21 protein-coding genes are annotated in these 25091 nt (G+C 38.4%); 12 read left to right on the top strand and 9 right to left on the bottom strand.

The features are described from left to right. The first annotated feature begins 28 nt into the window (after positions 1-28). The 8 genes from mreC to AC3WV0_RS10395 all read left to right on the top strand — a co-directional run bounded on the left by mreC (position 29) and on the right by AC3WV0_RS10395 (position 10046). Complete coding sequence (mreC, locus tag AC3WV0_RS10360; RefSeq protein ID WP_488846007.1) at positions 29-883, top strand: rod shape-determining protein MreC; 855 nt, start codon at positions 29-31, stop codon at positions 881-883. Then, on the top strand, positions 876-1382 hold the full coding sequence (locus AC3WV0_RS10365; protein WP_090000063.1) for a rod shape-determining protein MreD: 507 nt from the start codon (positions 876-878) through the stop codon (positions 1380-1382). The genes mreC and AC3WV0_RS10365 overlap by 8 nt, the downstream gene beginning before the upstream one ends. After that, entirely contained in the window at positions 1379-3418 is a 2040-nt protein-coding gene (locus AC3WV0_RS10370; RefSeq protein ID WP_488846008.1) for a peptidoglycan D,D-transpeptidase FtsI family protein, read from the top strand. The genes AC3WV0_RS10365 and AC3WV0_RS10370 overlap by 4 nt, the downstream gene beginning before the upstream one ends. Further along, on the top strand, positions 3415-4644 hold the full coding sequence (gene rodA, locus AC3WV0_RS10375) for a rod shape-determining protein RodA (RefSeq protein ID WP_488846009.1): 1230 nt from the start codon (positions 3415-3417) through the stop codon (positions 4642-4644). Before AC3WV0_RS10370 ends, rodA begins: the two co-directional genes overlap by 4 nt. A gap of 110 nt (positions 4645-4754) precedes the next feature. Beyond that, positions 4755-5330 carry a pentapeptide repeat-containing protein gene (locus AC3WV0_RS10380; RefSeq protein ID WP_488846010.1) on the top strand — a complete coding sequence of 192 codons (576 nt, stop codon included), beginning with the start codon at positions 4755-4757 and terminating at the stop codon, positions 5328-5330. A gap of 390 nt (positions 5331-5720) precedes the next feature. Then, on the top strand, positions 5721-6254 hold the full coding sequence (locus AC3WV0_RS10385; protein WP_488846011.1) for a hypothetical protein: 534 nt from the start codon (positions 5721-5723) through the stop codon (positions 6252-6254). An 835-nt stretch (positions 6255-7089) separates the two neighbouring features. After that, a complete protein-coding gene (locus AC3WV0_RS10390) occupies positions 7090-9267 on the top strand; it encodes a beta strand repeat-containing protein (RefSeq protein ID WP_488846012.1) in 2178 nt (725 codons plus the stop codon). A gap of 41 nt (positions 9268-9308) precedes the next feature. Next, the gene (locus AC3WV0_RS10395) at positions 9309-10046 is read left to right on the top strand and encodes a DNA-binding domain-containing protein (protein ID WP_488846013.1); all 738 of its coding nucleotides are present in this window, start codon (positions 9309-9311) and stop codon (positions 10044-10046) included. A 1599-nt stretch (positions 10047-11645) separates the two neighbouring features. Here the strand turns inward: AC3WV0_RS10395 and AC3WV0_RS10400 are convergent. Beyond that, positions 11646-12362 (bottom strand): C40 family peptidase, encoded by a 717-nt coding sequence (locus AC3WV0_RS10400; RefSeq protein ID WP_488846014.1) that lies wholly within the window; start codon positions 12360-12362, stop codon positions 11646-11648. A 410-nt stretch (positions 12363-12772) separates the two neighbouring features. Further along, positions 12773-14968, bottom strand: a complete 2196-nt coding sequence (locus AC3WV0_RS10405; protein WP_488846015.1) for a glutamine synthetase III family protein — start codon at positions 14966-14968, stop codon at positions 12773-12775. A gap of 278 nt (positions 14969-15246) precedes the next feature. On the opposite strand from AC3WV0_RS10405, the gene AC3WV0_RS10410 reads away from it, so the two are divergent. The 4 genes from AC3WV0_RS10410 (at position 15247) to AC3WV0_RS10425 (ending at position 20414) form a co-directional block, all read left to right on the top strand. Next, positions 15247-16935: a DUF6909 family protein gene (locus AC3WV0_RS10410; RefSeq protein ID WP_488846016.1), complete on the top strand. Its 1689-nt coding sequence runs from the start codon at positions 15247-15249 to the stop codon at positions 16933-16935. A gap of 121 nt (positions 16936-17056) precedes the next feature. Beyond that, positions 17057-17521: a DUF1572 domain-containing protein gene (locus AC3WV0_RS10415; RefSeq protein ID WP_488846017.1), complete on the top strand. Its 465-nt coding sequence runs from the start codon at positions 17057-17059 to the stop codon at positions 17519-17521. A gap of 164 nt (positions 17522-17685) precedes the next feature. Continuing rightward, complete coding sequence (locus AC3WV0_RS10420; RefSeq protein WP_488846018.1) at positions 17686-19527, top strand: M1 family metallopeptidase; 1842 nt, start codon at positions 17686-17688, stop codon at positions 19525-19527. Positions 19528-19655: 128 nt separating this feature from the next. After that, positions 19656-20414 (top strand): type III pantothenate kinase, encoded by a 759-nt coding sequence (locus AC3WV0_RS10425; protein ID WP_488846019.1) that lies wholly within the window; start codon positions 19656-19658, stop codon positions 20412-20414. 92 nt (positions 20415-20506) lie between these two features. On the opposite strand, the gene AC3WV0_RS10430 is transcribed toward AC3WV0_RS10425, so the two are convergent. The 7 genes from AC3WV0_RS10430 to AC3WV0_RS10460 all read right to left on the bottom strand — a co-directional run bounded on the left by AC3WV0_RS10430 (position 20507) and on the right by AC3WV0_RS10460 (position 24931). Next, entirely contained in the window at positions 20507-20938 is a 432-nt protein-coding gene (locus tag AC3WV0_RS10430) for a nucleoside deaminase (protein WP_312900525.1), read from the bottom strand. 47 nt (positions 20939-20985) lie between these two features. Then, positions 20986-21411: an energy transducer TonB gene (locus tag AC3WV0_RS10435; protein WP_488846020.1), complete on the bottom strand. Its 426-nt coding sequence runs from the start codon at positions 21409-21411 to the stop codon at positions 20986-20988. Positions 21412-21660: 249 nt separating this feature from the next. Next, a complete protein-coding gene (locus AC3WV0_RS10440) occupies positions 21661-22581 on the bottom strand; it encodes a helix-turn-helix transcriptional regulator (protein WP_488846021.1) in 921 nt (306 codons plus the stop codon). A 131-nt stretch (positions 22582-22712) separates the two neighbouring features. Continuing rightward, on the bottom strand, positions 22713-22880 hold the full coding sequence (locus AC3WV0_RS10445) for a hypothetical protein (RefSeq protein WP_488846022.1): 168 nt from the start codon (positions 22878-22880) through the stop codon (positions 22713-22715). Between the two features lie 154 nt (positions 22881-23034). Further along, complete coding sequence (locus tag AC3WV0_RS10450; RefSeq protein WP_488846023.1) at positions 23035-23589, bottom strand: hypothetical protein; 555 nt, start codon at positions 23587-23589, stop codon at positions 23035-23037. Next, a complete protein-coding gene (locus tag AC3WV0_RS10455) occupies positions 23589-24272 on the bottom strand; it encodes a hypothetical protein (RefSeq protein WP_488846024.1) in 684 nt (227 codons plus the stop codon). The genes AC3WV0_RS10450 and AC3WV0_RS10455 overlap by 1 nt, the downstream gene beginning before the upstream one ends. 65 nt (positions 24273-24337) lie before the next feature. Next, positions 24338-24931, bottom strand: a complete 594-nt coding sequence (locus AC3WV0_RS10460) for a DUF2589 domain-containing protein (protein WP_488846025.1) — start codon at positions 24929-24931, stop codon at positions 24338-24340. Positions 24932-25091: the final 160 nt, after the last annotated feature.

The raw sequence follows: 25091 nt of genomic DNA on the forward strand, positions 1-25091 counted from the left end.
TTCTAACTTTTTTACGACACATATCTGAATGGGATTTTTGCTGAGATTATTTTCGAAGAATGCACTTTTTGTCTTCTTTATATTTCTGCAAATTATTGCTCTGATTCTGATATTCTCTAAAAATGCTATGCAGAAATCCTGGATCGCAGGACAGTCTGCAGCGCTCAATTCGTGGGTGTCGGGATATATTGATGAAGGGGTTTCTTATCTTAAGCTGAAGCAGATCAATGAAGATCTGGTAGCTCAGAATAAGGCTTTAATGGTAGAGCTTTACGGAAAGCAGGGCGCAAAAAATCCTCAGTTCAGAAAAGTGCATGATACATTGGGAGGCGGACAGATCTATACCTTCGTAGATGGCGAAATTGTTTTCAACAGTATCAATCGTAGAAATAATTACTTTACCATCAACAGAGGAAGAAAAGATGGGGTGTTTCCGCAGATGGGGGTAATGGCTCCCAAAGGAATTGCGGGAATTGTGATCAATTCTACAGACAGCTATGCTTTGGTACAGTCAGTATTGAGTGTGAATAAAATCCGTATCAACGCTGCGCTTAAAAATTCAGGATATTTCGGAACGCTTACCTGGAATGGCGATAATTCACGGGTGATGCACCTGGCCGATATTCCGAAATATGTGGCTTTGAAAATCGGAGACACAGTGGTCACCGATGGGAAGTCTGCCATTTTTCCTAAAGGCGTAATGATTGGTACCATTGCGGGATATTCTGTTGATAATAAGACAGGCTTTTGGGATATTTCAGTCGAGCTGAGCGAGAAAATGGGTGCTTTAAGCAAAGTATATGTCGTTAAGAACCTTAAAAAGGCAGAAGTACAAAAAATTCAGGATACGATGCAATCTGTAATAAAAAAGGAAGATGATTAGCAGGACTTTATTTACGGACATATTAATCATGATTTTTCTGGTTGCATTACAAATTTTTGTATTGAACAGGATTACTATTTTCGGGAAATATACGCCGGTATTGTATCCTGTGTTTGTTATGTTTTATCCTTTCTTCAGGAATAAATTTCAGTTTTTAGCTTTAAGTTTTCTGATTGGCCTGTCGGTTGACGCGTTCCTCTATTCTTGGGGAATCAATGCATTTGCAACAACGCTTATAGCCTATTTCAGAACCTTAATTTTCAGGACTTCTACAGATACTTCTACGGACTTTTTTTCTTTTCAGTCCCTTCAGTGGGCGCAGTTTTTGCTGTTTTTATTTACAAGTATCTTTTTACATCAGCTTTTGGTACAATATATAGAATTTTTTAAGCTGAGCAGATTTTTTGAAATATTATTTAATGTGTTGGTAACGAGTATAATTTCGTTTATATTTATAGTTATTTACGCATTAATATTTAAAATCAAACAAAAAGTTTGAACACACGTTATTTAAAAATTTTTTCCGTACTTATCGTAATCGCCGCAATTTTTGTAGCGAGACTTGCTTATTTACAGCTTTTTACCGACAGATATGCGCTCAATGCAGCCAATACTTCCATTAAAATAGAATACGTCATTCCACAGCGTGGTGTTATTTTCGACAGGAATGGTAAAATTATGGTAGGAAACCAGCCTGCTTATGAAATATCTTTCACTCAGGCACTGATGCGGCCGGATTTCGACACACTGGCTTTCTGTAATCTGATGAAAATTTCAAAAAATGATTTTATCAGGACGATTGACAATATCAAAAAAGAGAAATACTATTCTAAGCTGACTCCGATGACTTTTATGAAGAACCTAAGCAGGGAAGATATTGCCAGGGTTCAGGAAATTATATTTAAATATCCCGCATTCAGCATTGTTTCGAGACCTCAGCGTCAATATGAAGTTTCAACCTCGGGAAATCTTTTGGGATATACCAGTGAAGTTAATGAGAGGGAAATTAAAAAGGATTCTACTTATTATCTGCCCGGAGATTTCATCGGTAAAACAGGAATTGAGAAAGCTTATGAAAAAGAGCTCCGCGGAATAAAAGGAATGAAATACATTCAGAAAGATATTAAATTGCGGAATGTAGGCCCTTATAAAAACGGTTCGTTAGACAAAGATGTGGTTACCGGAAAAGATATTACCCTTACCATTGATTATGATCTTCAGCGAATTGCAGAGGAAATGCTGGTCAACAAACACGGTGCGATTGTAGCCATTGATCCTAATAACGGTGAGGTTCTTGTTGCAGCAACAGGTCCGGATATCGATCCTAACCTTTTTACAGGCCCGAATAAATCCAGGAATCTGTATGCGCTTTCAAAAGATACCATTTACGAAAATAAACCAACGTTTGACAGATCACTGCAGGCAGCTTATCCGCCGGGTTCAACATTTAAATTATTAACGGCACTTGCAGCCATGCAGATGGGGGTGATGGATGAAAATACGATCTTTCCGTGCGGTGGCGGATTTTATTATAAAGGAAAAAGAATTAAAGGTCATGGAGGGGCAGATCCTCTGATCCCTTCAATTCAGGTCTCAAGTAACTGTTTTTTCACGTATGCTTTTATTGCCATCATTAAAAAATATCCGGGAAATCCTTCCAGAGGAGTTGATGAGTGGAAAAAAATCATGAGCAGTTTTGGAGTAGGTGAATTTTTAAATAATGATTTTGCGGTAGGCGCCAGGGGAAGAATTCCTTCGGGTGATTTTTATGAAAATAGGTTTAAGGCGATCATGAAAGCCAGTGGTTCCAAAAGAACAGATTTTAAAAACTGGGACGAAATGTCTACCGGTGCCATCTACAACGGGATGGGACAGGGAGATGTTCTGGTGACGCCACTGCAGCTTGCTAATTATGTGTCGGCGATTGCTAATAAAGGCTGGTACTATACCCCTCATATTGTGAAAGCGATTGACGGAAAACCTAACCCTGATCCGAGATTTAAAAAGAAACATCAGACATTAGTTGATAAAAAACATTTTGATCCGGTGCTCAAAGGTATGGAAGCGGTTGTATTGAATGGTACAGCACGCGGGTTAAAGTCAAGTGATTTTACACAGCTTGCCAAAACAGGTACGGCACAAGTACCTCAGGGAAAAGATAATTCGATTTTTGTATTGATTGCTCCTGCAGATAAGCCTAAGATTGTTGTCGCCGCAGTGATGGAACACGCGGGATTTGGTGCAACATGGGCGGGTCCGGCAGCGACAATTATTGCTGAAAAATATATCACAGGAGACATTAAACGTGAACATCTTTATAAGAAGATGGTGACCTCCAGTTTCATGCCTGAATACAAAAGACAATGGATTGCCGATCTTAAGCGTAAAGGTTTATATAAACCAAGCGAGGATTCGATAAAGCAAAAAAGAATTCTGGACAGCTTAAAACTGGTAAAAGAGCAAAAGGCTAAGATGCAGAAAAAGGCAGAAGAGGAAAAAAAGAATCTCAATAAAACAAAACCGGTTAAGCAATGAAATGGGCAGAAGGAATAGATAAATTAGGTCTGGGCTTATATTTCCTGCTTTGTGCTTTTGCCATTGCAAATATTTATAGTGTAGATCAGAAATTAGGAGAGAAACAATTGATTTTCTTTTGTATTTCAGTATTTGTAGGTCTCGTTATTTTTGTTGGCAGGAGTAAGTTTTTTGAGAATATGTCCGGAATAATATACATCGGCGGTGTACTGTTGCTGATTGGCCTTTTTCCATTTGGTAAAGAGATTCTCGGACAGAAAAACTGGTATAAATTCGGAAGTTTTACCATGCAGCCTGTGGAGTTTGCCAAAATAGGTACAGCTCTGATGCTTGCCAATTACGTTTCAGGGCCTGAATTTAATCTGAAAAACAGAAAGTCCTTGCTCACAACGCTGGCGATTGTTGGTATTCCTGCAGTGGTTGTTCTTGCAATTCCGGATGTTGGTTCTATGTTGGTATTCATTGCGTTTTTTATTGCATTATACAGAGAAGGGCTTAGTGGATTATTATTCGGAATAGGATTTCTTTTTGCCGGTGTGTTCCTGATTTCGCTGGCGGTTAATCCGATCTGGGTTGCTGTTACAATTGTAGTAATCGTAGGAGCCTGGATCGCCATGAATTACTATAAAATGTCCTGGAACGTTATTTCGATTTCAGGAATTGTAGGCTCTGTCGTATTGCTTTGCGGACTGGCCTTCGGATCTCCTTATATTTTAGAAAAACTGCCTAAGCATCAAAGAGAAAGAATTGAAGTTTTATATAAAGGAGAAAAAGCTTTCAGAGATACATCAGGATATAACTTGCTATACTCAAAAACAGCCATCGGTTCCGGTGGACTTTGGGGCAAAGGATATAGGGAAGGGTCTGTTACCCAGGGGAAATTTGTGCCGGAGCAGGAAACGGATTACATTTTCTGTACCGTAGGAGAAGAATGGGGATTTGCTGGCAGTATTATACTGATTTTATGCTACATGATTTACATCGGAAGGATATACTACCTTGCGGAACAGCAAAAATCGGGGTTTAACCGCGTTTTCGGTTATTGTTTTGCTTCGATTCTTCTTATGCACTTTACGATCAATTTAGGAATGGTGATGGGGCTCTTTCCGACCGTTGGGATTCCGTTGCCTTACTTTAGTTATGGTGGAAGTTCTTTGCTAGCCTTTTCGATCATGACCTTTATTTTCTTTAAATTAAATTATTCGGATAAGAACAGTCTGGTATAAGCAATAAATTGAACTTTTTCTTAGTTAGTACAGATTGTTTATTTGCGTTAAAAATCTGCGCAATCTCCAAAATCAGCGTGAGCTTATCTCTTCCTTTAACCATTAATATTATGAAAGAAGCATACATTCTGGATCAAACTTTTGAAAATGCAGTTATTTCTAAGATTCAAAAAGGCGAATATGAGAATTGCATATTTCAGAACTGCAATTTTGAGTATGCTGATTTATCAGGTTTCAGCTTTAATGACTGTGAATTTAACAGTTGTAATCTAAGCATGGCCAAACTTTCATCCACAGCATTTCGTGAAGTTCTTTTTAAAGAATGTAAAATGTTTGGGCTTCAGTTCAGTGAATGTAACGAATTCGGAATGGCGTTCCGCTTTGAAGGATGTTTACTGAATAATTCTGTATTTTATAAAACAGCGGTTAAGAAAACGGTTTTTAAGAACTGCATTCTGCATGAAGTTGATTTCTCCGAGTGTAATTTATCAAATGCTGTATTTAATGCATGCGATTTATCCGGTGCGGTTTTCGACAATACCAACCTTGAAAAAGCAGATTTCAGAACTTCGGTGAATTATGCGATAGATCCTTCCCAAAACAAGCTTAAAAAGGCCAGATTTTTACTTTCTGAAATTTATGGACTCTTATATAAATTCGATATTGAAATTGACAGAAACAGCTAGTTGTGAGAGCCTCTTTAGGTAATCTGAATCCGTCTGTCAGCACAGGATAACAGCCCAAAAAAGGTTGCAGAGTTGAAAAATGTAAGCGTTTTAGGGTGTAAAAAATGGTGATTTAAACATCGTGCGGAATGACGAAAAGTAGTCTGGGTTGGACTACTTTTTCTGTGACAAATGTAAACAAATTATTATTACTTCCAAATAATAATCAGTTGTTTTTTAATATGTTAATCAACTCAAAAACACTAATTCCCTTTAAAAATCGGCCGATTCGGAGGAAAAGAAACTGCCCTCATTTTTACCCAGAAAAAATAAAACAATCCTGATTCCTAGATCATTGGTTCTGAAAGTAGTCCAACCCAGACTACCTTTTTGGACACAATGATACCACAAATGATGACCCTTTTCAAGCTCCCTCTGTTCCTACGCTTTAGCGTAAGGATGCTGTGTTGTCAGCTGTTTTTCATTGCCATTTTCATCAATTCTCAGACGCCTTTTTCTCCACCAGATTCTATTATTTTCATATCTGAAGGCGCATATTTGTATTCAGAATCTCCAATATATATTTCCGGTCAAACCTTTAAAAAAGAATCTTTTAAAAAGCCGTCCAAAGCTATTATCAAAAGATCTTTTTCAAGAAGTTTCGATCAAAAGTCAATAAGTATTCCAGCGGAGAATACTTGCTATAAAAGTAGTCCGACAAGCAAACATAGCCTTGGACTCCTTTTCAATCCTTCTTCAATGGCAGGTATCGAACCTTCTCCTCCGGTGAAGCTTCAGCAGAAAACAATACTATCTTCTTTTATTTTATTGAGCGCAAGAAGGGATAAAGAAAAACATATTCATATCACTTTTTATTCTTTTCAGCTAAAACATATTAACATCAATTATTTCGGTCGTCCTCCACCTAAACTTGGACACGGATAACACGAATATTTTATTACAAATGACAGGATTATTTAAACACAGATAAGCACAAATATCTACACAAATGCTTTAATGGCAGAATACTTCCCACTCCGTTTGTCATCCTGAAAGGATCCCAGCAAAGAATATTACACAACATTTGCAAAAGGACACTTTCCACGTCGTTTGTCATCCCGTAGCGATCTAAGCAAAGGATTAGACAAAACATTTGCGAAATTAGTATTCCATCCATTAGTGCGATTAGTGTTTAAAACTGGCTTAGTGAGCTAATTTTTGACGTTTGACTCGTCAATTCGAGTGTTTTTTCGTAACAACGTGAAGAAAAAATGTATCGAGAATGAAATCTATTCTCAAACTAATACTTCTCGATACGATTTCTTCAAAATCGAAGTGACGATCAATTCTGCGAACTCTGATAAGTGCAACGCCTTTGTGAAACTAAAAACAGATCATAAATAAGAAAATCTTAGTGCACTTCGTGTTTACAATGTCAGGCTGAGCCTGTCGGAGCCCGGATCATGTTTAAAAACGACTTTGCAAGCTCTTATAAGTGAAACGGCTTTGTGAAACTTAAAGCAAATCATAAATAAAAAATCTCTGTGCACTTCGTGTTCACTTCACAATGTCAGGCTGAGCCTGTCAAAGCCCAGATCATTCATGTTTAAAAGCGACTTTGCAAGCTCTTATAAGTGAAACGGCTTTGCGAAACTTAAAAGCAAATCATAAATAAAAAATCTCTGTGCACTTCGTGTTCACTTCACAATGTCAGGCTGAGCCTGTCGAAGCCCAGACCAATTAGTCTTTAAAAATATAACAACAATTTAAATACAACACAATGAAACATTTATTTACAATCACCGCACTGCTGTTCAGTATGACCGCATTTGCACAAGTGGGGATTAATAATACCTCCCCAAAAGCAACCCTCGACATTACCGCCAAAACAACAGACGGCAGCAAACCCGAAGGATTAATTATCCCTCAGTTAACAGGAGATAAGATCCGTGCAGCCACCACGGCAACACCAACTCCTGTATACGGAACGGCACAAAAGGGACTTATCGTGTATGCATCCACCGCCGATTCTGCTCCCGCAGGGGCAACGGCCAGCATTACCGCTCCGGGATATTACTATTTTGACGGCAGTGCATGGCAGAAGATCGCAACCGGCAATACATTAAATACCTCTCTTACCAATGGAAACATCTATATCGGAAATTCATCGAATGTAGCCACAGCCGTAATGCCAACAGGAGATGTAGCCATTTCTAATACCGGAGCCACTTCCATAGGTGCAGGAAAAGTAACCAACGGTCATTTGGCCAGTGCAGCCGCTCTAACGGTAAAAGGAAACGCAACGAATGCAGCTGCATCACCTACCGATATTGCCGCAGGAACAGACGGCTATGTATTGAGAAGAAGCGGAACTTCTTTAGGGTTTGGAACGATAGCAACCGCAGGGATTGCAGATGGAGCCGTGACCACAAACAAAATAGCAACTGATGCCATAACATCAACCCAAATAGCCACCGGAGCCGTAAGTAATGCAGACTTGGCCAGCGCAGCCGCTCTAACGGTAAAAGGAAACGCAACGAATGCTGCTGCATCGCCTACCGATATTGCTGCAGGAACAGACGGCTATGTATTGAGAAGAAGCGGAACGGCTTTAGGATTTGGAACAGTGGATACAGCAGGAATTACAGATGGTGCGGTGACCACAGCCAAAATAGCCACCGGAGCCGTAAGTAATGCAGACTTGGCCAGCGCAGCCGGTCTAACGGTAAAAGGAAACGCAACGAATGCCGCTGCATCGCCTACCGATATTGCCGCAGGAACGGATGGCTACGTATTGAGAAGAAGCGGAACGGCTTTAGGATTTGGAACAGTTGATACAGCGGGGATTACGGATGGCGCGGTGACCACAGCCAAAATCGCAACTGATGCCATAACATCAACCCAAATAGCCGCAGGAGCGGTAAGTAATGCAGACTTGGCCAGCGCAGCCGCTCTAACGGTAAAAGGAAACGCAACCAATGCTGCTGCATCGCCTACTGATATTGCCGCAGGAACAGACGGCTATGTATTAAGAAGAAGCGGAACTTCTTTAGGTTTCGGGACAGTAGCAACCGCAGGAATTGCAGATGGTGCGGTGACGGCGGTAAAACTCAATCAGATGTCCGCCACCTCAGGACAAGTTCTGGGCTGGAATGGGAGCGTTTGGGGACCTACGAACAGTGATACCACCAACGATGCGTGGATCAATGATACGACTAATGGTTTGGTAAAATTGGGAACAAAAGCAGATGGCACAGCCAGAGCCGCAGGAACAGATTTCGTAGCCAAGGATAATGGACAGATCGGAATAGGAACAAGTAGCCCAGATACCAGTGCCGCATTAGAAGTTGCTTCTACTAATAAAGGTTTTCTTCCTCCAAGAGTAGCCTTAACCAGTTCTACAGATTCGGCTACAATAACTTTCCCAGCGACAGGACTAATGGTATATAATACAGCAACAGCAGGAACTGCACCTTTTAACGTATCTCCTGGAATATATGTCAACAATGGAACTCCGGCATTGCCTTCTTGGGCTATTGTACAGGTGTATAATGATAGTTTTGGTGAGACATCTAATAAACTTAGATATTTAGGTTCTGCTGATATTACTAAAACCATAGTTATTGATGACTTTATCGAGTTCAGAATTTCTCAATCTGGAACAACATACACTTTAGCGATGAGATTGACGAAAAATCCAGGAACGAGTATTACTTATAGGTATGTTAGGATTGGTTACGCTTCTTCAGGAGGAGGAAGTTCAGCGCTCGGTTCCTCTCTTACATTTACAAGCGCAAATTACAATACATGGCAGAATGTTGATACCCCAACTACATTAGTAGGCGTAACAATTATTTTGGATGGATCTTTTTCTTCTCCGCAAAGAAACCGTTTTCATGAGTTTACATTATCTATATCTTATAATGAGTTTGTAAATCTTATAGTTAATTCTTATTAAACTTCGAAGGTAAAAAAACAATTATTTAAAAATATACAACAATGGCAACAATTCTTCACCGAATCAAAGCGTATCTCTACGATAACGTTTTAACCAAAGACAATCCTAATGATTTTACGGCACGTACGGCAAGCGAGCGAAGCCTCAATGTACGACAGATCTGCCAGGCAGCAGTGTCCCGAGGAGGTGCCGATATCTCTGCTTCCTCTATGGAGCATGCTACCGAGCTTTTCCTCAAAGAAATGGCGTATCAGCTGTGTGATGGGTTTTCAGTGAACACCGGGTATTTTACGGCCAATACCACCATCCGTGGTGTATTTGACAGTCCTTCGGAGACTTTTAACAAAGACAAGCACAGCATTATTTTCCAGTTCAACCAGGGAGAAAAGCTACGGGCAGAGATTCCGAATATTGAAGTCAATATTCTGGGCGTAGCAGAAGCTTCCGCAATAATCTTGCAGGTAACCGATGTGAAAAGCGGTTCAGTGAATGACCTTCTTACACCGGGAAGAAACCTGAAGATTGTCGGCAGTAAGATTAAGCTGGCTGGCGATGATGCTTCGGTAGGGATCTATTTTGTAGATGTTGCGACACAGGGCAGGACTAAAGTAGAGCAAAGTGATATCGTCACTAATAATCCTTCGGAGCTTATTGTGGTAATTCCTGCATTGGCTGCAGGAACGTATCATCTGGAAGTGGTAACGCAGTTTACTAAGAACAGTACTTTTCTTAAGGAACCAAGAGTAGCGCTTTTAGATAAATTATTAACCGTTGAATAGGAAATCAATGGTGTCGTACGCAGACTACCTTGTCCCTCGTCCGAAGGAACTTGGTTCCTTCGCTCGGAGGACAGTGTTTCCCTCGCTCGAGGGATGGCGTGTCCTCAGTACGTAGGTAATGTAGTACTGTAATAAGGCTTACAAACCATCATTCCATCGTAAAGATGGGTATTTTCATCAGTGTGTTACTCCGGCTTGGGAAATCTTTCCCGGCCGGAGTTTTTTTGTGGCTTTAAGGAAAGGTGGCTTCGGCTCCGCTCAGCCACCGTTGCGTGGGAGGGTTTGAGAGTTTGAGGGGTGGTTATGAGAGTTTATTAAGATTCGCTATCATTTGCTGAGTGCTAACGCCTTTGCGCTCAAAAGAATATGCATACTATATAAATCTCTTGCGGACATAGCGTTAAAATTAAAGCTGACGTTACCCGCTATGCCTAGATTCCTACCGGAATGACAAAAGTATGTGGTAGTGTAAGGGCTGAAGAGTGTGAGGGTGTGAGTGTTCTAGCGTCTATGGTGTGTGGATATTCCTGTGGAACGACAAAAAGTAGTCAAATGGCGGGGCCTGAGATTCTCGAAGAGTGCGTACACTATAAGGATGGTGGCTTCGACTCCGCTCAGCCACCAAGACACTCCTATGCTCGAATTCTAAAACACTCCGACACTCAAACTCCAAAAGCTCAGCGAGCTCTTATAAGTGAAACGGCTTTGTGAAACTTATGCGCATCCTACCAAAAAGAATCTTCGCGTACTTAGTGTTCATCAAACGACACGTATGACTTTAACACGGCTATCATTTGCTGAGCGTTATAGTTTATGCTGAGCCTGTCGAAGTACCTTTGCGAACGGAAAAATAAACATACAGCAAATTACCTCTTGCGATCCTTACGTTAATAAGTATAAAGCTTATTATTAGAGATTCTTCACTCCGTTTCTCAGTGTTCAGAATGACAAGGGAGTGTGGTAGTGTTATCTTCAGGGATCTTGTGCCGCTATCATTTGCTGAGCGTTAGCACCTTTGCGAACGGAAAAATATGAATACAGCAAATTACCTCTTGCGATCCTTGCGTTAATAAGTATAACAGCTTATTATTAGAGATTCTTCACTCCGTTTCACTGTGTTTCAGAATGACAAGGGAGTGTGGTAGTGTTATCTTCAGGGATTTGTGTTGCTATCATTTGCTGAGCGTTAGCGCCTTTGCGAATGGAAAAATATGAATACAGCAAATTATCTCTCTCAATCCTTGCGTTAATAAGTATAACAGCTTATTATTAGAGATTCTTCACTCCGTTTCACTGTGTTCAGAATGACAAGGGAGTGTGGTAGTGTTATCTTCAGGGATTTGTGTTGCTATCATTTGCTGAGCGTTAGCACCTTTGCGAACGGAAAAATATGAATACAGCAAATTACCTCTTGCGATCCTTGCGTTAATAAGTATAATAGCTTATAATTAGAGAAAGTTTGAGTGGTAGTGTGTTGATATCTTAATCAGGAAGAGAAGTTACAGTCTGCATATTGCTGGTAGGAAGCAACTCTTGAAGCTAAAAATAAAAAAACCATCAGGATATGATGGTTTCATTATTTAAATCAATTATTTAAAATTAAAAACTTGTTCCGTTTGATGCGGGAGTTGTTGTGGTAGCAAGATTGTTGATTGCTTCTCCGTTTTCATTAATGATTCTTTTTCCGAATCTGTACTTAGGTCCCCAATAAGAGTCATTAAGTGAAGAGATCATTACTCCTTTTGAAGTCGCAGCATGAATGAATTTTACTTCACCGTTTTCATCTACACTTTCTACGATACCTACGTGAGAAATTCTTCTTCCGTGAGAAAAGAAAATAAGATCTCCTTTCTGAAGGTTTTCTTTCTCTACCGTTTCACCTTCCTGAGACTGAGAAGCGGCTACTCTTGGTAAACTAAGACCTGCCGCAGCTCCAAAAACCGAAAGAACAAAAGCTGAACAGTCGATCCCGTTTCTTGTCATTCCTCCGTATCGGTAAGGAGTTCCAAGATAAGTCTGAGCTTCCGTTAAAATGTTGTCGATGGTTTTATTGTGCATGATTGCCTTTGCAATCTCAGAATTTTTAATAGAATTTTTAGCATTCGCAAGACTTGCTGCTTTTTCTGCTAAAAAGGAATTGATAAGTTGCTGCTTATCCTGTTCCATTTTGTGAGTATCAATAGATGCTAGTTTGGCATCTGTTTTGTATTCTTTAGCGTAAGTTGCTGGTTTTGAAACTACGTAGTTTGTAACACACGATTGTAACGATACTGTAGAAACTAAAGCAACTAGATAAAACAAAACTCTTTTCTTCATATATATTTGATTACCGTGTTAAAAGGAATAGTATTTTTCAAAAGCATTACAAAAATATGTATTCCTTATAAAAGGACTCTGATATGGTTATTGTTGAGTTCTCTTTTTAACACAATTTAACATATTATTTAAGTATGTTAAAGAAAAATAAACCGCAACAGCCTGTTTCAGGTTAGTATGCGGTTTTTTTTATTAAGATTCTTTAACAAAACCATTTTAAATATCACTTACTTAGTGTGGTATCTTGTAGAATAACTCTAATTTTAAGGGTGGTGTTTTAAATTCATATTATCTTGAAATTAAACATTTCCATCAAACTGGTACGGTTGTTAATGGTTGCTTTAATCATAAAAAAACTCTCCGGAACGAACTGCGCCGGAGAGTTTAACTAATATGGAACTTTACAGATGTTACTTTGTAAATAACATTTCTCTATATTTTGTCATTGGCCAAAGTTCGTCATCTACCATCATCTCAAGAGCGTCAGACGCTTCTCTGATAACATCGAATAACGGTTTTACTTTGTTGCAGTAATCTTCTGCCTGTTTTTGGCTTTCAGAAACGGCTTTTGCTTCTTCTCTTGCTGCAATAAGATCTTCAACACCTAACTTAATCTTCGATACATTTTCGGAGATATCGGAAATTAAGCTCATTTGTTCTTTTGCCAAAGATTTGAACTCATTTTCTCCAAAGATATCTTTAAGACCTTTTACGTTTTCAATCAGCCTGTTCTGATAATTTAAAGCAGAAGGGATAATGTGGTTTCTTGCAATATCACTTAATACTCTTGCTTCAATATCAATAACGGTTGAATATTTTTCTAATTTGATTTCGTTTCTTGCTTCAACTTCTCTGTGGGTGAAAATTCCCATTTCTTCGTAAAGCGATAAAAACTTCTCATCCATTTCCTGCTTAAGGGCTTCAGGAGTGGTTTTTAAATTATTTAAACCTCTCTTTTCAGCTTCTATTGCCCAGTCGTCAGAATATCCGTCGCCTTCAAACATGATATTTTTACATTGCTTGATGTATTCTCTCAATACGTTGAAGATGGCTTCGTCTTTCTTAAGACCTTTTTCAATCAATGCATCAACTTCTTTTTTGAAATCACGAAGCTGTTTTGCTGCGATGGTATTCATTACGGTCATAGATTCTGCACAGTTTGCAGAAGATCCAACCGCTCTGATTTCGAATTTATTTCCTGTAAATGCAAATGGAGAAGTTCTGTTTCTGTCGGTGTTGTCCAACAAAATTTCAGGGATTTTTCCAACTACATTTAGTTTAAGATCTGTTTTTTCATCCGGAGAAAGTTTTCCTTCCGTTACTTTTTCAAGCTCTTCCAATACTCTGAACAGCTGACTTCCGATGAATACGGAAATGATAGCTGGCGGAGCTTCATTGGCACCTAATCTGTGGTCATTGCTGGCAGAGGCGATACTTGCTCTTAAAAGGTCAGCATATTCATGAACCGCTTTGATTGTGTTTACGAAGAAAGTTAAGAACTGTAAGTTTTTCTTAGGATTTTTTCCCGGGCTTAAAAGGTTCTCTCCTGTATCTGTTGCCAAAGACCAGTTGTTGTGCTTTCCACTGCCGTTTACGCCTGCAAATGGTTTTTCGTGTAAAAGAATATGGAAATGATGTCTGTGGGCAATTCTTGCCATTACGTCCATCAATAAAGAATTGTGGTCTACTGCAACGTTTACTTCCTCAAACATTGGCGCAAGCTCGAATTGGTTCGGTGCTACCTCGTTGTGTCTTGTCGTTACGGGAATTCCCAGTTTCATACATTCGATTTCAAGCTCCTTCATGAAGTTCATCACCCTTGTAGGAATCGAACCGAAATAATGATCGTCCAACTGTTGGCCTTTAGCAGGAGAATGACCTAATAAGGTTTTTCCTGTTAGTACCAAATCCGGACGGGACTGATAGAGAGCAGAATCGATAAGGAAATATTCCTGCTCCCAACCTAAAGTAGGTGTTACTTTGGTTACGTTCTTGTCAAAATACTGCATTACATTAGTTGCAGCTTCATCTACAGCATTAAGAGCTCTTAAAAGAGGTGCTTTATAATCTAAAGTCTCTCCTGTGTAAGAGATGAAAATTGAAGGAATACATAAAGTTGTTCCCATGATAAATGCCGGAGATGTAGGATCCCAAGCTGTATAACCTCTCGCTTCGAAAGTGTTTCTGATACCACCATTCGGGAAAGAAGATGCATCCGGCTCCTGCTGGATCAATAAATTTCCGCTGAATCTTTCGATCGCTCTTCCGCCTTCAATTGGCGTGAAGAATGAGTCGTGCTTTTCAGCAGTACTTCCTGTTAAAGGCTGGAACCAGTGTGTATAGTGAGTTACTCCTTTGCTCATTGCCCAGTCTTTCATAGCTACAGCTACCTGATCGGCAATGTGTCTCTGGATTTTAGTTCCTTTTTTTACTGCATCCAGAATAGAATTAAATGCTTCTTTTGTTAAATATTCTCTCATTGTTTCTTCTGAGAAAACATTTTGGCAAAATAATTCGGATAGTTTTACAGGAACTTCTACAGAATTATCTCTTCTAAAGTCCTTAAATGGTAAAGTTTCTAACGCTTTGAATCTTAAAGTTGACATATTAGGTTTGATTTTACGGTGCAAATTTACGAAAAAAAATGAATCGAAAATATTTTCACCCTTAAAATTTCAGGGGTGAATTAAAATTTAACAAAAAAATAAACAGGTATTTAGATTTTTGAAGGGGTAAAATGTTTTTCGGAGTAAAAATTAAATCAAAAAAAGATTTAAATAATATCTATGGATAAAGATATTAAAATATTATGTTAAATCATTTATTAAAAGACACTTAAAATACATTAGGCGGAGATTTTGTATATTTGTGTGAAATTTATTTTATGACAAATTCTAGAGCAAGAGAAACAACGGAAGCAATTGAAAGATTGTATATTTCTATGAGACACCTCTTTTACAGAGGTTTTTTTAAACCTGCCGGTGTTTCGGGGGAGACGATCAGAAGTTTGTTGAAAACCATCAATCCGGAGATTTATGGAAGCATGAACATTCCAAGCAAGCTTGAGCTCAACGGGCTGATGTATGTGCTCGACAGGCTTCCCGAAGGAATTGAAGAATGTGCCTTTATTCATCTTACATCGGATGAAGGGTTTGATAAAGGAAGTTTCGAACCGATTGTTCCCAAAAAGAGAAGAAGAAACTGTTACAGAATTGATGAACACCAGATGAATATTGAAGTTCTTCTGGGACGTTCTGAAATTTATGACATTCTTACGCATTTAACATTCTTATTTATAGAAGCGGATAAAGTGAGAAATTTAGCCTTCATTCAGGATGAAAACTGGAAGCCTACGCGAGCTTTCAAAATTATTGAAGAGGTGGTGAAAGGTGAAAAGAAATTCAGCAGAAAGGAAAAAGAAGTAGCGCTTATCCATCTTTCTTCTTTAATAGGAAGAACTTTTGATGAAACTTTAAATGCATATAATACATTCGGGGACGACAGTAATCCGGACCGTTTGTTTAAAATTATTTATAATCTGGCGAAAGTAAGCCTGGAAGATGCAAAGCAAACCAGAGAACGCGAGATTCATTTCAGTTCGATACTCAGAGAAAGGGTAGGGCATCACTATTTCGGCGAAAAATGGGCTCATAAGGTGAAAGAAGTATTGTACGAAAATGATCTTCATATGCGCCCGCTTCATATTATTTCGGCCAATATGCATTCTGTTAAAAATATGCTTTATGCCAATGAAGCCCTGAAGAAAAAAGATCATAAGGTAGATTACAAGCTGTACGGAGAAATTTCTGATAAAAAAGAACTTCGCGACAAAGTTTCTAAATATGCTTTGGAACAGGGGATGATCTATATTAATGATAAAAGCGGAAGCAATATTGATGTTCAGATCATTGACCTCAGCAAAACGGATCTTAAAAATACACCTTTCCAGGATATTAAATTTGGAGGTGATGATGTGATCATGGTTTTTGATTATGCATTCGGCGAACAGGCTTTTGAGGTAATGGATGAATTACTAAGACCTTTCGAGCATAAAGGAGAAGTATATATGATGAAAGTGAAATCTGTTTCCATTATGGGTAAAGCAGGAATCTTAGCCGGTGGAAAAGGCGATATCATGATCCCAACCTCTCATATCTTTGAAGGGACAGCAGATAATTACCCTTTTGAAAATGCCTTAAAACTGGAAGATTTTAAAGACGACGAATTGCAGGCTTTTGAAGGACCGATGATTACCGTTTTGGGAACTTCGCTTCAAAACAGAGATATTCTTTCTTATTTTATGAATACTTCCTGGAAAGCGATCGGACTTGAAATGGAAGGAGCCCACTACCAGAAAGCAATTCAGGTGGCTTCAAAGATCAGGCATCATATCACGCCGGATCTGTTTGTCATGTATGCTTATTATGCATCTGATAATCCATTGGAAACGGGAAGTACGCTTTCTTCAGGAGGCTTGGGGCTTACAGGAGTAAAACCTACTTATCTGATTACCCTTAGGATCCTGGAAAAGATACTACAAAGCGGAAAGAAAGAAATTTCTGTTAAAAAATAATTAGAATTATATTCAGCTTTAATCCTTCAAGATCCGAAAATCTTGGAGGATTTTATTTTTAAAGAGCTTCATAGATTAATTGATAGAGCAAAAATAATTATCTTTAAAAAAAAATAAACAAATGAGTACAACTTTACAATTAGCCAACAGATTCAGAGAAGTGTTGCTGGATGGTTTATGGATTGCCAACACAAATTTTAAAGATCAGCTGTCAGATGTAAGCTGGGAACAGGCCACAAAAAAGGTAGGTTCTTTGAATACCATTGCCATGCTTACTTTTCATATTGATTATTACATTGCCGGACTGATTAATGTTTTTGAAGGCGGTGATTTGGAAATAAGGGATAAATACAGCTTTGATCTCCCTCCGGTTGAGTCTCAGGAACAATGGGAAACACTTGTAAATAAACTTTTCAGTGATGCCGAAAAATTTGCAAGCTTACTAGAGCAGATGCCCGATGCAAAAATGAACGAATCTTTTGTAGACGAAAAATATGGAACTTATCTAAGAAATATTGACGGAATGATTGAACATTGTTATTACCATTTGGGACAGATTACTTTGATTAAAAAGCTTTTGAGTTAATACAATAGCACAGCTATTTTCTATTGAATAGTTAACAAATTCCTTGTAGGAAATTTAACCTTTAGCATAAATTTAATCTAAATCTACAGTACATAAACCTCATCATACCACTTGTTGAGGTTTTTTACTTAAAATACATACCTTTAGAAAAATAAAAATTTTAAATGAAAAAATCGGTTGTAATCCTGTTTGCGTTTATCATTTCTCAGTTTCAGGCTCAGCAGGGGCCTTATTATCAGCAAAGTGCGAAGTATAAAATGGATATTGATGTAAATGCTGAAAAATTCACTTACGAAGGCAAACAGACTTTAGACTACAAAAATAATTCACCGGACGAGCTGAATGTAGTATATTTTCATTTGTACTGGAATGCTTTTAAACCCAATTCTATGATGGATCAAAGAGTTGCCGGACAAGGAAAAAACGGTGATTCAAGATTGCAGAAAGATGGGATTTCAAGGCTGGCTTCCATTCCAAAAGATCAGGAAGGCGCACAGAATATTCACTGGATCAAGCAAAATGGTAAAAACCTGAAGTTTGAAGTGCAGGAAACCGTAATGAAAGTGTATCTGGCCGAGCCAATTAAACCAAATTCATCTACGACATTTACCCTTGAATGGGACGCTGTCATTCCTCAACAGATCAGAAGAAGCGGAAGAAATAATAAGGAAGGGGTGGATATGACCATGACCCAATGGTATCCAAAAATCGCAGAATATGACTATGACGGATGGGCGACTTTCGATTATATCGGAAGAGAGTTTCACGCACCATTTTCTGATTTTGATGTGACCATTAAAATTAACAAAGACTATGTGATCGGAGCGGGTGGAATTCTGGAAAATCCTTCAGAGGTGAAAGGTTATGATGTAAATGCCAAAATTAAATCCAATAAAAATAAAGCTACATGGAAATGGACGGCAAAAAATATTCTCGATTTTGCCTGGGCAGCCGATAAAGATTATATTGTAAAAAGCTTCGACGTTCCCCAAGGGCCAAAAGTTTTCCTGGTATATCAAAACAACGACAAAACAAAAGTGTGGGAAGAGGCACAACCATATCTCACAAAATATTATCAGCTGATGAATGCTCACTTCGGGAAATATGTTTATCCTACCTACGCATTTATTCAGGGCGGTGATGGCGGAATGGAATATGGAATGTGTACCATGATTCTTGGAGAAGCTAAAAATATAGAAGGATTAATGGGTTTAATGGCCCACGAAGGTGCGCATTCGTGGTATCAGCAGATGCTTGCTACCAACGAACCTATGCGCCCATGGATGGATGAAGGATTTACGAGCTATGCGGAAGCATATGTCATGAACCAACTGTTTCCGCCGGTAAAAGAATTTCCTAATCCGTTTGTAAAGTCAGTTGATGGTTATAGAAAATTCATTAAAAAAGGAATTGAGGAGCCGGCGGTCTGGTTGGGTGATCACCACGACAACGGGACATCTTATACTTATGCTTCCTATGTAAAAGGAGAATTGTATCTGGTGGAATTAGGATACATTATGGGCGAGCAAAACCTTACTGAAACACTGAAACAGTATTATGATCAATGGGCATTGAAACATCCTTCCGACAGAGATTTTCTCCATATTGCCCAGAAAGTTTCCGGGATGGATCTGAAATGGTTTCATCATTACTGGATCAACACGACAAAGACAATTGATTATGGAATAAAGGATGTAAATTACGGTGAACAATCAACGACCATTACATTGGTAAATAACGGTCAGGTCCCTATGCCTATAGATTTTAGTGTGATCACAAAAGATAATAAGCTTGTTAATTATCAGATCCCGATGAATATGACCCATACCTGGAAAGAAAAAGATATCTACGGTGAGTTCAAAACAATGCCTTATTGGCCATGGACTCAGAAAGAGTATACCATCACCGTGCCTTACAGCAAATCTCAGTTAGCAGCGTTAGTAATTGACCTGAGCCAGAGACTGGCGGATATAAATCTGGAAGATAATGTTGTTGAAGTGAAATAATTTAATCATTAAATAATAATCCCTAAAGAATTGCTCTTTGGGGATTTTTGATGGATTCATTTTCCGCTTACATTAAAATCATTAAATTTAAGGCCTTAAATAATAAGATTCCATTTTACCGTAAATAAATGAATTCAATCGTAATCAATGTAGGAAACAGCAATATCAGATTCGGTCTTTTTAATGATGACAACTGTGATATTTCCTGGGTGATAAATACAAAGCCTTACAGAACGACAGATGAGCTATATGTTCAGATGATGATGCTTTATCAGACCTATAAAATAGAGCCAAAAGAAATTGGGAAAGTGATTATCGGGTCGGTGGTGCCTCAGCTTACAAAAGTTATGAGTGCTGCGATCCGAAAGATTCATGATCTAAATCCTGTAATTGTCGACAGAAACACATCATCCGGAGTTCAGGCAAAATCCAAGCAAATGGGAACGGATATTTATGCCAATCTTGTGGCAGCCCATAATATGTATCCGGATAGGAAAAAGATTGTTTTAGACTTCGGAACAGCTCTTACGGCGAGCTGTGTCGCAGAAAACGGTGAAACATTAGGCGTAATTATCGCTCCGGGAATTGTGACGGCCCTGAATTCCCTGATCAGCCAGACGGCCCAGCTTCCGGAAATTGAACTGGTAAAACCGAAAACAGTTCTTGGACTGGATACCGTAACCTGCATGCAAAGCGGAATGGTTTATGGCTTTCTCGGAATGGTAGAAGGTTTTATCGACAGAATTAATGACGAGGTGGAAGACAATTGTTTTGTAGTGGCTACCGGCGGTGTTTCACATGTATACAAACCATTAACGGACAAGATTCATGTAATGGACAGGCTTCATACGCTAAAGGGGCTTTACTTTTTAGGAAAAGATTTGTAGAGCGAGGTTAAGGTTAAGACTGAGTATTTGTTTGCTCGATTCAGATGCAAATTGTCTGAACCTCAATCTCAACCTCAACCTTAGCCTTTTAATTATCTCTTTGACTTAAAAAATTCTTTAACGATGGAAGAACACTCATTTTCCATAATTCCTGTTACGATCTCTGTTTTAGGATGCAGCGAAAGATGTTTGTTGATGAAGCCACGCTGTTCATCTCTTGCTCCGATTACGACCTTTGAAATCTGTGCCCAGGACAGTGCTCCGGAACACATCACACAGGGTTCCAGCGTTACATAAAGGGTGCAGTCTTTTAAATACTTTCCACCAAGAAAATTGGCTGCAGAAGTGATTGCCTGCATTTCTGCATGGGCGGTAACATCATTTAATGTTTCGGTAAGATTATGGGCCCTTGCAATAATACGATTATTGGATACGACGACACAGCCAATCGGCACTTCATCCTTCTCAAGAGCAAGTTCGGCTTCGCTAAGCGCCATTTTCATATAATATTCGTCGGTAAACATTTTAGTCAAAATTTAAATTAAGAGGAATTCGGAACCTAATATTAAAATTATTCAATATTCATGGTTAAAGGTAAGCGGAAACGATATCGTACCGGGCTGCCATTGACGATAGCCGGAGAAAATTTCTGTGAGACAGAATATAGTGCGATTTCGGCCTGCCGGTTAAAAGTGAAATTATTTCCCTTTGCCTCAACATTTGTGATTGTACCATCCCTTTCGACGATAAAAGCTACATCGGCTTTAATGGTTTTAACTTCAGAATATACACCCCCGAGATAAAAAAGGACGGCAACTTCTTTTCTGAGTTCATTAATTCCTCCGGGATAATCTGCCGCTTTATCGATGGCTGGAGATGAGGTAACAGCAGTTTTATCGTCAGTATTTTTCTTTATTATATTGAGTCTGGACAGATCTTCCAGATTTTTTGTTTTTAGTAAAACAGCGGTCAGTGCTACATTTTCTATACTGTCCATTTTTTGCATAAACAGCAAATAATCATTTTTTATCGAAGCTTTGTTAAAGTTATCTGCTTCGGCATCAAATTTTTTCTTGAACTCGTTGCCCAGCATAGATCGGTGCTGGTTATAATATTGTTTAACAAATCTGAAATCTTCCGTTTGCTGTGAGAAGCAAAAGGAGAAAATTAAACAAAAAAGATATGAAAACAGGACTTTCACGTTGATATATTTAATGTAAATGTACTCAAAAAATCCTTTAGATGGTTAGCCTTTTAAATAGCTGTTTAATGATTCCTGAAGGTGCTTACGGATTTCATCAACTAAAACTTTAGGTTCCAAAACCTGTACTTCCTTTCCATAAGATAAAACTTCCTGCATAAAATCATAGGTGGGATGAAGAAAAAACTCGAAAAATATTTCTTCAGGTGTTTCTTTTATTTCTTTTTGTGACTGGTGAAGAGGAAAGCTTTTAATATATTCTCCCTGATGTCTGCTACATTTCAGCACGATTCTTTGGGGATTCTGAGCGGTGAGATTCATAACGCCGAAAGCATTTTTAAAGTGTTCCCTGAAATTATATTTATATTTTTCCCTGAACTGTTTATCGCTTACATCGAGATAATTGATCCTGTCCAGCCCAAAAGATTTCAGCATTTTATCTTTGGTGTCAATCGCAATGAGGTACCATCTGTCTTTTGATTCCTTCAATGCTAAAGGATGAACTTTTCGGGAAGTCATCAGCTTATTTTTGTAATTATAATGTTCAAACGAAATGATTCTTTTATTTCGAATGGCAAAGAAGAGATCATAAAAATGTTCAACTCCGGTCGGCTTACGGCTTTCAAAAAAAATAAAATCTGAAAAGTCCGGGTGAAGATTGAGGGCATTGCTTACCTGAAAAGATTCGAGTAATTTCTGGTTATATTCGTCGACTTCCATAATTGGGCGACTCTCAATATAATACCGATTATCACCCTTTTTTTTGTTGTGGATGGACAGATTAAAAAGATCAGAAATCTCACGAATATCTCTCTGCAAAGTACGGATCGAATAGCTTTTGATTTCTGCATCCTGAAATTCAAAAGAATTAAGCAGGTAATCCTCCAGCTGTGAATAAGTCGCTGGGGAGCTTTCCAGTCTTTTGATGATTAAGGCATATCTTGTCAGGTAAAAGTCTTTTTTCATTATTAAAAGTTTCTGCCACAAATATATGTGCTTAATGCGACAAAAGGTGTCGTGTTTTATTTTTGTGGATAAGTTTTAAAGCTTTGATTTCTTAATTCTTTTAAACTTTTGGCAAGATAATGCGTCATACTTCACACACCCTCCTCAAGAATATCATTTTTAAAATCTTCTCGGAAGAAATTTTCAATATCATTCAGGCAATTTTCGTAGTCTATTTCTGTGTTTTCAATATCGGTCCAATCGATGGTGTAAAGATCCTCATCAAAAACAGTCTCTGAACTGTGATTTGGTTTTTCCATGTTATGTTTTATTAGGTTTTAGTTTATAATTTAATAATCAGATTAAATGTTGAGTACTTTTATTTGATGTTTTCATGGTTATTAGTTTCTGATTCGAAGATATAATCGGATAGCGACAGAACTTGACAAAAAAATAACTCAAAAACTGAGTTATTTAGGCAAAGTCGCTTAATTCTAGCTCATCGCCCATGAGCATGAAGATATCCATTTCAGAAAGCAATGATTTGAGCTTTACCGCGCCGATTTTCAGATCATTATCAGATAAAATGAATAACCATATTTTCTTGATGAAATCTTCAAAAGGAAGATTCGGATTGTAAGTCTGCGTTTGGGTTTGAGCGGTGAGTATCAGCAGTTGCTTTACGATTTCGCGGCATTCATTCATCTTTTTCTCATAAGGTATCAATACGCTGAGGACGGTATTCTGAACATCATACAATATTCCGGCTGCCGCTTTCAACTGATTTCTTTTAATGTTTGTCCCTCTCCCTTCTACCATTTTTGCCGCAATAATTTTACTTCTGAAACCAGCTAGTTCAGCTACTTCACTGATATTGTATGTCGAAAAGATATTCTCCGAAGCTTTTAACCAAAGCATGATTTTGTCAATGAAGTAAGGGTCTTTCTTTTCCAGAGAAGTAACGATCCCCGGAAACTCCAGCAGCTTTTCTTTGAGCTGACTGACCAAAATAAATTGTGATTTTCTCATTATTCAGGAATTAAAGTTTCAACAATATTTCCGTTAATGTCTTCGTATCGAGACCATTCCATTCCGGATTCGCTTACACTCATTTTTGCATAGATCAGGTATTTGGGATCGATGCTCATGAGCTTGCTTGCTTCTACGATGATTTCATTTTCTTCCACTTTTTCAATAATTTTTCTGGCCTCAAAAATCGTACGATCTCTAAGGCTTTTCTGTAGTACCTCAGATTTTACCTGATCCCATTTGAAATTCGGCAGACCTAAACAAAACTCCGTAATATATTCAGGGATGATATCGAATTTTTTTTCCTGTTCTGCAGTAAGAGTCGGTGTATTTTCATGCTTTATCTGATCAATAGTATCATCATAATATACTTCCATGTCGATCAGGAAAGTCTTGAGTTTTTGATCACTTGAAGTATCAGCAGTATTGTAGCCGGTTTTCATCACTTTTGTAATCTCATCATAAGCGAAATCTCTCAGCTTAAGAATGGGCAAAACACCTCCCTGGGCAAATGGAATGGTAAGGTCTACAGTTCCTATTTTCATTCTTGGAATTGAGAAGTTTTTCAGCAGATCATCCTGAGCATATTCTTTTGCAATTTGTACGGTCAGCAGATCGGCCATTTTTCGGGAAGAAGCAATTTCTGAAACAATTCCTCCCAGGTATTCATTTAATTTTGGCATGATAAGTTTTTTTTAGTTATAGAATGGTAGAAAAGGATGACTGCTTATGCAGCCATCCAAAAAGATTAATTGTTGACAGCCGAAATACTGTCTTCCAGCATGTCCAGAACTCTTGCAAGTCCTGCAGGCAATTCGTCATTTACCGCTCTTACATGAACACCTAGCGTGTATGTTCTTTCGGTTGTTGAAGTGCTTGATGTAGTTTTCTTGTACGATGCAGATGCATTAAACTTTACTTTCCAGAATTTTGCGCTTAAGCTGGCAGAACCGCTGAATTCGCTGGAAACAGCCTGAGTTTCCACGGAATTTAATTTAGCATTAAAATCAATGGTAAGCTCATCAATTCTTAAAGCCGGCATAGTAAGAGTAGCAAGGAAAGGAACTCTCAGATTAACTTCTGAATCAATGAACGGATTACTTGCCGCCCCACTTGTTGCCGTTGAATCATAATCCGGATTTGGAATTGATTTTTTGTAATTAAAATCTACATACTTCAACTGGTCAGGTTGTCCGTTGGCTCCGGGAATGAAACCTACTTCCTTGATGAAATTAACCTGTGAAATGGATGCGTCATGCTGTGCTTTTACAGCAGCCTGTAACGGACCGCCAATGTAAACGCTAAAATCTAAACTGTTTAGTTCTTGTACTAAATTTGCCATAATGTTTAAATGGTTTTTAAATGGTTAATAAATTGATTATATAGTAGTGCTAGCAAACTGATATTATTGGGTAATACATATCCTGTTCAGCTCTGGAAGCCGAATCTAAAAATTGAATATGTCTGAGGTATTATAGCACGGGAAATCCGGCTATTGAATT

The organism is Chryseobacterium sp. 27AL, from assembly GCF_057815395.1.